The organism is Alteromonas sp. ABH4_457 (assembly GCF_056160625.1).
The window spans coordinates 178,662-192,627 of sequence record NZ_JBSWXN010000002.1; the positions used below are offsets into that span (position 1 = coordinate 178,662).

Sequence of the window (13,966 nt, forward strand, 5' to 3'; positions counted from 1 at the left end):
CCGTATTTTCCCCATGTTTCCCTCGCCCCCGGGGGCTCAGATAAGGTAGCATGAACGCCTCATCAACAAAGGTAATATGCAATGTCTAAATGGATGCCGCGTAAGCTTGGTTTTTCAATACTGTCACTGCTGACAGCGACTTCTTCAGCTTATGCCAATACAGATTTTGAACAGTGTAAAACACAGTTATCTCAGCAAGCCGTAGAACAGGGCGTGAAAGAAGAAACGGCAAAGGCCGTGTTCGCCAACATTCAATATCAGCCCCGCGTGATCTCGCTGGACCGCAGCCAGCCTGAATTTGTACAAACCTTTCCGGGCTACTACAGCAAACGCGTTACGGCATGGCGTATCGGCAAAGGCCGGGAAATGTACGCTAAACATAAAGAACTGTTAAATAGCTTAAGCCATAAATACGGTGTGCCTGCCCATTATCTGGTGGCATTTTGGGGGCTGGAAACCAATTTTGGTGGTTACAAAGGTAAGATGAATGTACTGAATTCACTGGCGACTCTTGCCTGTGATGAAAGACGTAGCAGCTATTTTTCCAAAGAATTAGTCACTGCGGTTAAGCTTCTTGAAAGAGAATCTTTAGATCAGACCAAAATGGTAGGTTCCTGGGCAGGCGCCATGGGCCATACACAATTTATGCCCTCAGCATATATGAACTATGCGATTGACGGCGACGGCGATGGCCAGATCAATCTGTGGGACAGCGAAGAAGATGCCCTCGCTTCAGCGGCTAACTTTTTGTCTCAATTAGGCTGGCAACCCGGATTCCGTTGGGGAAGGGAAATTCAGTTACCGGATAATTTCGATTATCGCGAAACGGGATATAAAAACCGGCGCAGTATTACTGAGTGGAACGAAAGCGGGATCAAAAAAGCAGACGGTAGTGCGCTGGGTAACAGTGATGAAAAAGGCTATGTCGTTGTACCTGCCGGTCATAACGGTCCGGCGTTCATTGCCTATCACAACTTCCGAATTATTATGCGCTGGAACAATTCTGAATTCTACGCCATCGCCGTAGGTAAGCTGGCTGACCAGATTGCCGGTGAAGCCGGTATTGATAAAGCGTTACCGGAATTACCGGCTTATACCAGGGATGACATTTTGAAACTGCAAACAGCGCTGAATGCTTCCGGTTACAATGTAGGTAAACCCGACGGTATTATCGGACCGGCAACCCGTGCAGGGATCCGCGAATATCAGTTGGCCAGCAACCTGATTGCTGATGGTTTTCCGGGACTGGATGTGATGAAAGCGATTGGTGTGTTGCCGGATGAACTCAAAGAGAGCGACGGCAATAAAGAAAGCGAGTAGCTGGATCCGGATACGGTCAGTTCACAGAGCACGGGCGTGCTCTGTGAACATTGTAACCGTACAGCTTAGTACATGTGCTGTCCGCCGTTAATGGACAATGTAGAACCGGTAATAAATCCGGCTTCATCGCCTATTAAGAACATAACACTGCGGGCGATGTCTTCAGGTTTCCCCAAACGACCCACCGGAATTGTTGCAATGATCTTCTTCAATACTTCTTCCGGTACCGCACGCACCATGTCAGTATCAACATAACCCGGCGCAATAGCGTTTACGGTTACACCTTTACCTGCACCCTCAAGTGCCAGCGCTTTAGTAAAACCATGAATACCGGACTTAGCTGCCGCATAGTTAACCTGGCCATACTGACCAGCCTGACCGTTAACCGAACCGATATTAACAATGCGACCAAAACCACGGGCGCGCATTGAATCAATCACTGAGCGACACGTGTTAAAACAGGAAGCGAGGTTAGTTTGAATAACGGCATCCCATTGCTCAAAATTCATTCTGTGCATGGTGCCGTCCCGGGTGATCCCGGCATTGTTGATTAGAATATCCACCGGACCATAATCTGTCGCGATTTGGTCAATTGCTTCTTTCGTTTTCTCAAAATTCGAGACATCGAACTTAAATGAAGGTATGCCAGTGCGTTCAGTAAACGCCTTAGCCGCTCCATCGTTACCACCATAATTTGCCACAACAGTGTAACCCGCATCTTTCAACGCTACACAAATTGCTTCACCTATTCCCCGGGTGCCACCTGTGACCAGTGCAACTTTGCTCATTTCGTCTCCCTCAAATGTTGACTCATATTTGTACAACAATTCTATATAAGCATGCTTGATGAGATGTTGACAACGGAAACCTGAAGACTTTTTGCGCGGGGTCAATGCCCGTGTCCAGATGAATGACTATAGTGAATAAGAAACTTCTTACTTATCATGCAGTTGAAAAAATGAACAAGCATTTAGCTATTAACTGGTCAGAGGATCTCTTTTAATAACAAATACTTGCATAATAATTGCAGCACGTAAATTAGTTGTATACACCGTTCAAACATGATTAAAGTTGTAAGACGGGTACAATAGTTCAGGAACAACCCCCCGTTTATTTTCGCGGCTTCATTGAACGTCCGGCTTCAGCTTCCATCGGATTATCAGGCCACCGGTGTTTCGGATATCGTCCTTTCATTTCTTTCTGCACAGCAAGATAACTACCCTGCCAGAAGCCGGCCAAATCCGATGTAGTTTGTACTGGTCTTCCCGCAGGAGACAGCAACTCCAGCGTAATGACTTTTGCGCCGTCTGCAACAGTGAACGTATCTGCACAACCAAACATTTCCTGCAGTCTGACCGGAAGCACGACTTCGCCGTTTGACCGGTAGACCAGTTTCCTTTTTTCACCGGAAGGCACGGTGATGCTCAGTGGCAAAGCATTGTCCATGGCGTGTTGCTGGCTCCAGGGGAGTGACTGGTGTAGCAGTGTCGCCCAGGACAGGCCGGCAAGTTGCTCCCAACTTTTAAACGAAGATAATCGTGCGGAAATATCACTACGGTCCAGAAGCGACAATGGTGACTCAGGGTCTTTCCATACCGGCGGGCTGTCGAAAGCTTGCGGTTGATGTAAGTCACACCCGCAGGCCATTTGATACCGGTACCACCATTGCCAGTCTTTTTCACTGAAAGGCCACGCGGATAACGGCAATCCTTCCAGCAACGATACCCAGGCCTCACCGCGAATGCGGGCCGGCACGTTAGTTGCCGGTTCACTGCTTAACACTATTTCATGGAAACCTTCGGTTTTGCGCGCTTCCATTTGCTTCTTCTGACTGTTGTACGTCACCGTATCTTTAAGTTTGAAAGCCTGCGAATATAACTGTCTTAATAAGGTTTCATTAACAGGTTCGGCCTGACGAATGATCACGTCGGAACCGTTAACCTGCCCTTCCTTAACCACCAGCCAGTCAGACTTTTCAATCATTCCTTCAGGCAGAGCAGCGCCCCGGCCACTGGCCAGCTTATAATCACTACCCTGCTTACGTCTCGCAACCCGCTCAGGAAAAGCCAGCGCGAGACACACTGCAACAGCTTCACCATTTAACTTTCGGGGCTCTGCTTTCAGTGAGATGCCAAGTGCAGATGCAAACCGCGAGGCCCTGGCTTTCAAACCGGATAACTGGGGTTCTGCCAGTTGTTCAAGCCAGGCTGATACGTGAAATTGCCGCTCAGAAGCTGAATACTCTTCACAGGCTGCCGCCACATAACAGGCAACATCCTCCAGTTCAGGCAGGCGCGTCTGCGCTCCGGCTTCTTTTGCCTTCACTAACATATTTGCCAGAGCCGGGTGCACCGATAATTTGTTAAGTCCGCGACCATGTGCTGTTAACGTACCATCGCGGTCTACGGCACCGGCTTGTTGCAGGCGGTGTAATGCTGCTGCAGATTGCGCCTGAGAAGGAGGCGTCAACATGCGCATATTATGCAATTCAGTTCCCCAGGCCAGCGCATCCAGAGTAAGCGGGGAGATATCTTCACGCAAAATTTGTGGCAGCGGGTATTTTGCCAGTCTGTCATGCTGCTCTTTCGGCCACATGCGATACACTTTCCCGGGCCCCAGGCGCCCTGCCCGTCCCTTGCGCTGAATAGCCGAGGCCTGCGAAATCATTTGCGTATTCAGGCGGGTAAACCCAGTGGGAGGATGGTAATTAGCGACATTTTCAAGACCGGCATCAATGACTACTTTAATGCCTTCAATCGTCAGGCTGGTTTCGGCAATATTAGTAGCAAGAATGATTTTTCTCATTCCCCGGCTATCCGGTAAAATAGCGGCAGTTTGCCGTTGTTTACTCAACGCGCCATACAGAGGATGCACCACATATTCAGATGCATTCAGCCGCTGCTCCAGCAAGGTGGCAACTTTATTAATCGCGCCGGCGCCCGGTAAAAAAACGAGAATATCGCCGTCATCCTGTGCAAGGCTGAACTGAATTTGCCTGGTAACCTGCTCATGCAAAGTATGGCTTTGTACCTGACCGGTATAGATTTCCTCTACCTCAAACTGCCTGCCGGCAGATTTCAGCACCATGGCTTCGGGCATCAGCGTCAGTAATTCATCCACATCGAGAGTGGCAGACATCACCACCAGAGATAAATCTTCCCGCAACCCTTCCTGTACTTCCAGCGCCAGCGCAAGACCAAAGTCACTGTGAATACTGCGTTCGTGAAATTCGTCAAAGATGATTAAGTCAACACCTGCTAATTCCGGGTCCCTCTGGATACGGGCAGACAACACACCTTCTGTGACAATCTCCAGACGTGTTTGCTTACTGACCTTACTTTCACCGCGGATACGGTAACCCACAGTTTGTCCGGTTTCCTCTCCGAGCAATGAAGCAAGGTAAGCTGCCAGATTGCGTACCACAACCCGCCGCGGTTGCAACATGACAATGCGCCCCGGAACAAGCTCCAGCAGTGCCAGAGGCAGTACGGTAGATTTGCCCGCCCCGGGTGGTGCACCGACAATGACATTGCCGGCGGCAACAGCAGTTATCAGTTCAGGGATCAGGCCTGCGGCAGGTAATTTACTTTGCATAACAAGAAAACAGGTTCAACAGATAATCTGGCAAGTATATACCTGTGCCCCGGAAGAAATACATAAAGTCATTGATAAGTCAGCCACTTCCGTTTAGATTTTAGACTGTAAGCGAACTGTTTTTATTTTCCGAATACAGTTCTACTTTCATATATTCAAATTTCGTATCAGATAAATGAAGTGAGTAAATGGATTTACAGACCATCATTATTTGTACGGCCATTGCCAGTATGACATTGTGTTTTACTATGGGCATGGCCTGGCAAAGTCACAAGGCATCAAACTATATCTTCCACTGGATGTGTGCCGGCGCCTGCTTTCTCGTCTCCAACCTTACCGCTTTTGTCTGCATTAAACTCGACGTACAAGGCGTGCTCCACCCGGGAATAGCGAATGTGTTATACATGGCAGGCCATGCCTTTATCACCTCGGGTATTGCCCTGTACATTTATGGTAAGGCTCCGCCTTATCTGGCAACAGGTGTGGCGCTTTTCACGCTTCTGCTCCATCTGAGCCCGGATTTCAGAGGGTCGGTTGATGCCAGATTTATTATCCTGACTCCCGTTGTAGTGATGCTCAGTGGCGCATCCATTACCATGTTGTGGCACACCGCCATGCGTAAAAAGGGGAGATTCCTGTGGCCACTGCTTATCACAATTACCATTTTCGCCCTCCAGATGTTAATACGCACTGTGGCGTTACTCACTTCTCACGACGCACTGGCATTTACCGGTAACGACATATTTCAGATTGCAGGCTCGCTGGCCGTTATTACTTTTATTTCAATGCTGGCAGTAACATTAAATTACGTCATCAACGGCGAACATCAGCAGATGCTGAAAAAGCTCTCGAACACGGATTTCCTCACCGGCTGGCTGAATAGAAAAGCACTTGAGCCCTGCGCACTTTCATGCCGGGAAACAGCGCAGCGGACAGGACACACTTTCGGCATCATCATATTTGACGTTGATCACTTTAAAGCAATTAACGATAAATGGGGTCACCATGCCGGTGACGTTGCTCTCCAGCAAATTACATCGCGGGCAAAAGATATTGTCAGAGACGAAGACAACTGTTTCAGGATCGGCGGCGAAGAATTTCTGATTATTCTGACACGTTGTAATGCAGAACAATTGCAGCGGGTGAGTGAACGATTGCGGCAGTCTGTGGCAAGCCGGCCGGTGATGATGAACGATAAGCCAATGAATATTACAATCAGCATAGGCAGTGCGTTAAGTCATCACGATGATTCAGGCTGGCAAGCGCTGTTTGACCGTGCTGACAAAGCACTTTACCAGTCAAAAGCAGAAGGCCGGAATACGGTCAGCATTTCTGAACCGGAGCATACCGCTGAAGCGTGGCAGTAAATTAACCCGGTTTACTTTGAATCCCCTGCAAGCCTGGTTTACTGTACGCCTTTCACAGAAAAACACGGGTTACCGCAATGCGTTCATTTATCGGCCTTGATCTTTCTTTGCAGGAGAAGCTCGCGCTTTCCGGCTGGCGGGAACGGGCTCTTCCGGCTGTAGCGCTCAGGAAAACAGGTGCCATTATCGCTCACGGTCAGAAAGCCCCGCCTGCTGCGGTGCCACCGGAGAACTATCATCTCACACTGGCATTCCTTGGCGACATCAACCAGAGACAGCATGAAGCACTGTTACACGCACTGGACGACGTCGCTGCAGAACCTTTTTCTGTGACCCTCAACACCACCGGCGTGTGGGACGGACCTAAAATTTTATATGCGGGCCCTGATGAGCCGTGCCCGCCATTGATGCAGTTAGCTAAGTGTGTACGTAAAGCCGCCCGTGAAGCGGGAATACCGCTGGAAAACCGTGAATACAAACCTCATGTCACTGTTGTCAGGAAGGCCGGCAGCGACCAGCCTGCCCCTCTGTTGCCTCCGGATATCAAACTGCAATTCCGTGACTTTCACTTTTTTGAGTCTGTCTCTACGCCATCAGGTGTCCGCTACCCCGTGCGGCACTCCTGGTCTCTGGAGCCTGATATCTCCGTTCGCGAGCGATTACGGCGGGGTCTGGTATGAGATATATCAATTGAGGCTTTACAGATGCCAATTGCATGGGTAAAACAACACACTGAATTCAACAACCTATTTGTCAGAGCCTTTACATCTCATGCAACAAACTTTTCGTCTTGTAATTGATTGTCCGGACCAGATTGGCCTTGTCGCCAGAGTTTCCCAGTTTCTTGCCGGTCACGGAGCCACTATCGTCGAGGCTAATCACCATACCGACCTGCAAACCGGCCGCTTTTTTATGCGCCATGAAATCGGGGCTGACTCAATCAAACTGGACTATGACGGGTTTGTAAAAGCGTTTACACCGGTTGCAGATGAATTCCGGATGAACTGGAAACTAACCGACTCCCGCGTAAAACAGCGTGTTGCTCTGCTGGCCAGCCTTGAATCCCACTGTCTGGTAGATTTGCTGCACCGCTGGCACACCGGCGAACTGCACTGCGACATTCCGGTGATCATCGGTAATCACCCGCAGATGAAACAGTTTGCTGACTGGTACAAAGTACCGTTCCATTGGGTGGATTTTAAAGCTCTGGGTAAAGAACAGGCGTTCTCGCAGATAGAAACGCTGATCAGCGAATACAAAATTGACCTCACAGTCCTTGCCCGATTCATGCAAATTCTGCCGGATACGTTGTGCACAAAGTTGCAGGGAAAAGCGATTAATATTCATCACAGCTTCCTGCCGTCTTTTGCCGGTGCAAGACCTTATCAGCAGGCCTACGATCGCGGTGTTAAGCTGATTGGAGCCACGTGCCACTACGTAACGAAGGATCTCGATGAAGGCCCTATCATCGAGCAGAGCGTAAAGCGCATCAGTCACAGCGATTCAGCCGCAGACATGGTCCGCAAAGGAAAGGATTGCGAAGTGACAGCGCTGGCCCACGGTGTGCGTTATCACCTGGAAGACCGGGTCATTATTCACCGCAACAAAACTGTGGTCTTCGCGTAAAGACCACAGTCCACCGTACCTGTCCCGGAACCCGTCGTCGTTATATGGCCCTCAGCGCCGCATTCTTATACACTGAACCGCTGATAATAACGACGATGGAACTCTATAATGAAAAAATTTACTGCCTCGCTGACAGCGCTGGCTGTTGCGCTTACCCTCGGCGCATGTTCTGACCAGGCAGCCAACCAGGCTGCAACGACCTCAGCGGATGCAAGTGCACAAACGCAGCAACAGTATCCGGAATTTAACAATGTGTTACTGCAACCCTTCCCCGGGCCTTACGGCGGCGTTCCCCAGTTCGACAAAATGAAGGTTGAAGATGTTAAGCCAGCCCTGAGAAAAGGAATGGCACTTAACCTGGAAGAAATAGAAGCCATTGCAAATAACCCTGAACCGCCTACGTTCGACAATACGATTGTCGCCATGGAACGTGCCGGCAGTGCACTGGACCGTGTATTCCGTTACTACGGTATTTTCAGCTCGAACAAATCCAGCCCTGAATTTCGGGATGTGCGGGCAGAAATGTCTCCGGAACTTTCCTCATTCTCAACAAAAATTACCCAAAATGAAGCGCTGTTTGAGCGTATTAAAGCGGTTTACGAAAGTGAAGAACTGAAATCGCTGACGCCCGAAGAACAACGTATTACATGGATCACCTACAACAGCTTCGCCCGTAACGGCGCTACCCTGGATGGTAACGCAAAAGCACGCTATGCCGAAATCAATAAAGAGCTGGCAACGCTGTACAACCAGTTCTCAACGAATGTGCTGGCCGACGAAGAAAACTACGTGACTTATATCACCGCGGAGCAACTGGGCGGCCTGCCGGAATCATTTGTAAAAGGTGCAGCCGCTGCTGCAAAAGAACGTGGTCAGGAAGGTAAGTATGCAATTACTAACACGCGCTCATCTATGGATCCTTTCCTCACTTACAGCACAGACCGGGCGCTTCGTGAGCAGGTGTGGAACACCTACTACAACCGTGGTGATAACGGCGATGAATATGATAACAATGACATCATCAAACAAATCCTGACGTTACGTGATGAACGGGTCGAATTGTTGGGGTATGACAATTACGCCCAGTGGCGTTTAGAAGACCGTATGGCAAAAACACCTGAGAATGCCATGGATCTGATGATGAAAGTCTGGCCGGCAGCCATTGCGAGGGTAGACGAAGAAGTAGCAGACATGCAGGCTATCGCTGATGAAGAAGGCGCAAACATTACTATCAAGCCCTGGGATTACCGTTTTTATGCCGAAAAAGTACGTAAAGCTAAATACGACCTGGACTCAAACGAAGTAAAACAATATCTGCAACTGGATAAACTCCGTGAAGCAATGTTCTATGTCGCCGGCCGTCTGTTTAACTTTGACTTCACACCGGTTCCTGAAGGTTCGGTACCGGTTTTTCACCCTGATGTGAAGGTATGGGAAGTAAAAGACAAGGACAGCGGTAAGCTGATTGGTCTCTGGTATCTCGATCCTTTCGCACGTCAGGGCAAACGCTCAGGAGCATGGGCGACCACATACCGCAGTTACACCACTTTTGACGGTGAAACCACTGTGCTGGCTTCTAACAATTCTAACTTCGTTAAAGGCCCTGAGGGCGAGCCCACGCTAATTTCCTGGGATGACGCCAATACCTATTTCCACGAATTTGGTCATGCCCTGCATTTCCTGTCTTCATATGTGGAATACCCCACGTCCCACTCCGGTGTACGTGACTATACCGAGTTCCAGTCACAATTACTGGAGCGCTGGCTCACCACTGATGAAGTCATCAATAACTACCTGGTGCACTACAAAACCGGCGAGCCGATTCCCGCTGAACTGGTAGAAAAAATTAAGAATGCATCCACCTTTAATTCCGGTTTCGGGACAACCGAATACATGGCTTCGGCAATCATGGATTTGCTGTATCACACCACCGATCCTGAGAAGATTGAGCCTGATGCCTTTGAACGGGATCAACTGAAGGCGCTGGATATGCCTGAAGAGATTGTGATGCGTCACCGCAGCACACAGTTCGGACATGTATTCTCCGGTGAAGGTTATGCAGCAGCGTACTATGGCTACATGTGGGCAGACGTTCTCTCTGCAGATGCAGCGGAAGCATTCGCAGAAGCCCCCGGCGGCTTTTACGATAAAGAATTATCGGCAAAGCTGGTGAAATATCTCTTTGCTGTCCGAAATGCAATGGATCCGGCCGAAGCTTACCGTCTGTTCCGTGGTCGCGATGCGCAAACAGATGCACTGATGCGTGCGCGGGGGTTCCCGGTACCTGAGTAAGCCCCGGTACCTGAGTAAGCCCCGGTACCTGAGTAAACCGTTTAATAACGAAAAAGGGGCGATTATGATAATCGCCCCTTTTTTATCAGCCTCTCAACACTGAATTAAAAGCTTACGCGGTAACCCAACTGCACCTGATTGTCGTAACTCTTGTCCTGAGACAAAGTGATATCTGATGTATCGCCGTGCCAGGTTTCTCTGCGAACAGCAAACGACATGGTGTGATTTTCTTCAGCTCCTTCCGTTTCCAGATATACTGATACGGTGTTGCTGTCAGGCAGGGCAAAAGAGCCGCTTACCGGTAAATCAATATCATGAGCAGGACGCACGCCGGACGCTACCCCAACCCGGTAAGCTGGTTGTTCCCACCAGGTAATCAACTCATACGCTCTCGATGTCACCCGTTGACTGAACACACCAAAGTCCATTACAGCCCGACCGTAAGATGCCACTGCTTCAAGATTAACTGTATCGCTGATTCTGGTTGCCAGACTCAGTTTGTAATCTTTCTGGCGGCAACCATTGAATCTGATTTTATTTTTCGACAGGGAAACGGAGATATCACCGGAGTAATCGAGTTTTTCTTCCAGCCAGGCTTCAGCCTGGTCACCAATAGAAGAACTGGCCAGACATACCTGAGGTGTCAGCAGGGCACAAAGTGCTAAAGTGGTTACCTGTTTCAACATGGTTCTGCTCCGCTTTATTATCATTCTGCAAAGGGCTTACCTCAGCGAGTGATTAAAGTATAAGCAAACGGGCAGCTTTTTGGGTATATAAAACCATCCTCAATTAGTCTAACTATACCCAAAAAATATCAGTGTGTTGATTTTATAGCCATTAATGAAATTTTAGCTTTGCGAGTTTTGCAGAGGTATAAGGCGTGCTTTCCTGTGAGATCCATACGTTACCGTCAGGACCATAGCAAACACCTTCGACCTGAGCGAATTGTGAGAGAAAGTCCACAGTTTTAAGCTGATATTCACCACTGACAGTGGCGATGAAAGGTTTAAACATGCCCAGGGCATTACTGCGGTAACCGACCAGAACAAACTCCTGTGTATCACTGTTCCAGTCTGCGCCGGTGACAACGCCGGGAAGTCCGTCTACAGATGCAAAAGGAGTAAGTACTTGCTTAGCTTTTATATCCTGTAAAACGTAGACGTGTGACTGCTCAGTAGCCCAGCTTTTTGAAAACAGGATCAGTTTTCCATCCCGCATTGTCATGGCTTCACCATCATAATCGTGAGCATAGGGAGCATTTTCCTGCGGCGTATTACCTGCGTAGGTAAAACGGCGCTTTACTGCTTCCTGCACGGGGTCTGCACGGTTAATTTTATAGACGGTGAGTGATTTATGCTTACCGGCATTATTTCCGATGTCACCAATATAGAAATATTCATCGTCACCGGTAATGGCTTCCCAGTCACGGTTTATTGCATCCAGCGTCACCCTTGCGGTCAGCGCTCCATCCTGTCCAAGGGTAAACAATTCCGGCTCATTGCCAGAGTCATTGACGGTGTAAATATTGTTGCTGTCGCAGAACAGGCCCGATGTTTCCTTCAGCGCGTTATCCAGCGTATAGGTGGACAGCACCTCAACACCATGTTGTGGATCTGCTGACACACTGCAACCTGCCAGTAACAATAACGGGCTTAAAATGAAAACAATACGGTTCACTGATATTCTCTTTCTGCTGTAAATAAGGTTAATCTAAATAAAACAATGTGATATGCACAAGTTCAGACTACTATACCATTGTGACGATTATTTTTTGCAATGGCTAACGATAAATCTGCTTTGACCTGAGGTCAGTATAAAAGCCGGAAAATAATAAATATGCCGGGCATCAGCGGCATAACTTCAACTTTAAGAAGGAACACCACGTGTCAGACCCGTTATTAAGCCTGGTCAGTGTCGGCCTGCTGTCTATATTCTGTCAGTTTCTGGCTTATAAAATACGCCTGCCAGCCATTTTACCTTTGCTGATAACCGGTATTATCGTTGGCCCGGTATTTGGCGTGCTCGACGCAGACGCACTGTTCGGGGATCTTTTGTTCCCTGTAGTGTCCCTGTCGGTGGCCATCATCCTGTTTGAAGGTTCGCTGACACTGAAATTCAGTGATATTGCGGGTCACGGCAATATGGTGAGAAACCTGTGCAGCGTTGGCGTGCTGGTCACCTGGGTGGTTGCAACCATCGCTGCCCATCTGAGCCTGGATTTATCCTGGCAGCTTGCAGCCCTGTTTGGTGCCATCGTGACCGTAACAGGCCCGACGGTCATTGTGCCGATGATCAGAACTGTAAGACCGAAAAGTAACATCGCTAACATTCTGCGCTGGGAAGGCATTGTCATTGACCCTATCGGTGCACTTCTGGCGGTGCTGGTTTACGAGTACATTGTGGCCTCTCAGGACACGGCACTGGTACATACTCTGGTGGCTTTTGGTAAGACGGTAGGCATGGGCACCGTCCTTGGTCTGGCCGCCGGCTACCTGCTTGGTCTTTCGCTACGTAAAGAACTGGTCCCCCACTATCTGCAAAACACAGCTGTTCTCACCCTGATACTGGGTGTTTTTGCCATCTCTAATCATGTAGCCCATGAGTCAGGCCTGCTGGCAGTGACCATTGCCGGTATGGTACTGGCAAATATGAAAAATGTGGACGTGGAAGACATCCTGGAGTTTAAAGAAACATTAAGTGTTCTTCTGATTTCCGGCCTGTTTATTATTCTTGCGTCACGGTTGAATCTCGACTCTGTGTTCGAGGTCGGCTCCGGCGTCATTGTGGTTCTGGTGGCCATTATGTTTATCGCCAGACCCCTTTCCGTACTGGCTTCCTCTGTGGGCACCGGACTAAACTGGCGTGAACTGGCGCTGATCAGCTGGATAGCGCCCAGAGGTATTGTAGCGGCAGCCGTATCCGCACTGTTTTCTCTGAAGCTGGAGGAAATTGGCTATGAGGGTGCAGGGGTTATCGTTCCCATCGTCTTTGTGGTCATTATTACCACCGTCGTTGTACAGAGTCTGTCATCTAAATCTGTGGCCAAACTTCTGAAGGTTCGTTCCCCTGCGCCAAACGGCTTTTTAATTTTCGGCGGCAGTAAGTTCAGCCGGATGCTGGCAAAGGAACTGAAAGCACATGATTTACCGGTTTGTATTGCCGATACCAACTGGGATGCCATTAAAGAAACCAGAATGATGGATATTCCGGCCTATTTCGGGAACCCCATGTCGGATCACGCAGCGCGAAGCCTGGATTTAGGTTTATTCGGTACTGTACTGATCATGTCCCCCTACAAACAACTTAACCCTATGATTGCTTATCATTTTGAGTACACCATGGGTAAAGATAAAGTGTGGGGCTTAACCAACAACGAACAAAGTGCACGGCCATCGCATCAGGTTAGCACCCAGTATGCGCAGAAATTGACACTGTTTGCTGAGGGAGTCACATACGGATACCTGGCTTCTGCTGTCTCTCATGATGCATCCGTGAAAACAACACGCCTGAGCGAAGAATTTACTTTCGAAGATTATTCCGCAAGATACGGCGACAGAGCTATTCCGCTTATTGCTCTGGACGAGAACGGACGTTCTCATGCATTTTTGAATGGTAAAGATATTGCGCCGAAAGCAGGATGGAAATTAATCAGCTTGATTATACCGGAGAGTGAACCGGTGTGAGGCCAGAACGGCACCCTACCCTTGGGGCAGGGTGCCTCTCCCTGGAAATAACGTGTATTCAAGCGCTCCCCTCTATTATTATTA

The 13,966-nt window shown here is 49.0% G+C and carries 10 protein-coding genes; 6 read left to right on the plus strand and 4 right to left on the minus strand.

From position 1 onward, the window contains the following. Nucleotides 1-81 precede the first annotated feature (81 nt). The gene (locus ACXAGR_RS03995; RefSeq protein WP_474841560.1) at nt 82-1,320 is read left to right on the plus strand and encodes a lytic murein transglycosylase; all 1,239 of its coding nucleotides are present in this window, start codon (nt 82-84) and stop codon (nt 1,318-1,320) included. Nucleotides 1,321-1,385: 65 nt separating this feature from the next. Here the strand turns inward: ACXAGR_RS03995 and phbB are convergent, their stop codons facing one another. Further along, the gene (phbB, locus tag ACXAGR_RS04000) at nt 1,386-2,108 is read right to left on the minus strand and encodes an acetoacetyl-CoA reductase (protein ID WP_474848270.1); all 723 of its coding nucleotides are present in this window, start codon (nt 2,106-2,108) and stop codon (nt 1,386-1,388) included. A 322-nt stretch (nt 2,109-2,430) separates the two neighbouring features. After that, nucleotides 2,431-4,914 (minus strand): ATP-dependent helicase HrpB, encoded by a 2,484-nt coding sequence (gene hrpB, locus ACXAGR_RS04005; protein ID WP_474848272.1) that lies wholly within the window; start codon nt 4,912-4,914, stop codon nt 2,431-2,433. Between the two features lie 188 nt (nt 4,915-5,102). Between hrpB and ACXAGR_RS04010 the strand changes: the two genes are divergently transcribed. The 4 genes from ACXAGR_RS04010 (at nt 5,103) to ACXAGR_RS04025 (ending at nt 10,199) form a co-directional block, all read left to right on the plus strand. Next, entirely contained in the window at nt 5,103-6,281 is a 1,179-nt protein-coding gene (locus ACXAGR_RS04010) for a GGDEF domain-containing protein (RefSeq protein ID WP_474841565.1), read from the plus strand. A gap of 77 nt (nt 6,282-6,358) precedes the next feature. After that, nucleotides 6,359-6,961, plus strand: a complete 603-nt coding sequence (thpR, locus tag ACXAGR_RS04015; RefSeq protein ID WP_474841567.1) for an RNA 2',3'-cyclic phosphodiesterase — start codon at nt 6,359-6,361, stop codon at nt 6,959-6,961. Nucleotides 6,962-7,052: 91 nt separating this feature from the next. Further along, nucleotides 7,053-7,907, plus strand: coding sequence for a formyltetrahydrofolate deformylase (gene purU / locus ACXAGR_RS04020; protein ID WP_119502805.1), 855 nt, complete (start codon nt 7,053-7,055; stop codon nt 7,905-7,907). Nucleotides 7,908-8,015: 108 nt separating this feature from the next. Then, a complete protein-coding gene (locus ACXAGR_RS04025; protein WP_474848274.1) occupies nt 8,016-10,199 on the plus strand; it encodes a M3 family metallopeptidase in 2,184 nt (727 codons plus the stop codon). A gap of 104 nt (nt 10,200-10,303) precedes the next feature. Here the strand turns inward: ACXAGR_RS04025 and ACXAGR_RS04030 are convergent, their stop codons facing one another. Next, the gene (locus tag ACXAGR_RS04030) at nt 10,304-10,885 is read right to left on the minus strand and encodes a hypothetical protein (protein WP_474841571.1); all 582 of its coding nucleotides are present in this window, start codon (nt 10,883-10,885) and stop codon (nt 10,304-10,306) included. A 151-nt stretch (nt 10,886-11,036) separates the two neighbouring features. Next, nucleotides 11,037-11,876, minus strand: a complete 840-nt coding sequence (locus ACXAGR_RS04035; RefSeq protein WP_474841573.1) for an NHL repeat-containing protein — start codon at nt 11,874-11,876, stop codon at nt 11,037-11,039. Between the two features lie 206 nt (nt 11,877-12,082). Between ACXAGR_RS04035 and ACXAGR_RS04040 the strand changes: the two genes are divergently transcribed. Further along, nucleotides 12,083-13,882: a cation:proton antiporter gene (locus ACXAGR_RS04040; RefSeq protein ID WP_474841575.1), complete on the plus strand. Its 1,800-nt coding sequence runs from the start codon at nt 12,083-12,085 to the stop codon at nt 13,880-13,882. The last annotated feature ends 84 nt before the right edge of the window (nt 13,883-13,966 follow it).

What these genes read in the sequence shown, in the direction of transcription:
- ACXAGR_RS03995 (WP_474841560.1), top strand. Translation starts at nt 82, where the DNA reads ATGTCTAAATGGATGCCGCGTAAGCTTGGTTTTTCAATACTGTCACTG.
- phbB (WP_474848270.1), bottom strand. Translation starts at nt 2,108, where the DNA reads ATGAGCAAAGTTGCACTGGTCACAGGTGGCACCCGGGGAATAGGTGAA.
- hrpB (WP_474848272.1), bottom strand. Translation starts at nt 4,914, where the DNA reads ATGCAAAGTAAATTACCTGCCGCAGGCCTGATCCCTGAACTGATAACT.
- ACXAGR_RS04010 (WP_474841565.1), top strand. Translation starts at nt 5,103, where the DNA reads ATGGATTTACAGACCATCATTATTTGTACGGCCATTGCCAGTATGACA.
- thpR (WP_474841567.1), top strand. Translation starts at nt 6,359, where the DNA reads ATGCGTTCATTTATCGGCCTTGATCTTTCTTTGCAGGAGAAGCTCGCG.
- purU (WP_119502805.1), top strand. Translation starts at nt 7,053, where the DNA reads ATGCAACAAACTTTTCGTCTTGTAATTGATTGTCCGGACCAGATTGGC.
- ACXAGR_RS04025 (WP_474848274.1), top strand. Translation starts at nt 8,016, where the DNA reads ATGAAAAAATTTACTGCCTCGCTGACAGCGCTGGCTGTTGCGCTTACC.
- ACXAGR_RS04030 (WP_474841571.1), bottom strand. Translation starts at nt 10,885, where the DNA reads ATGTTGAAACAGGTAACCACTTTAGCACTTTGTGCCCTGCTGACACCT.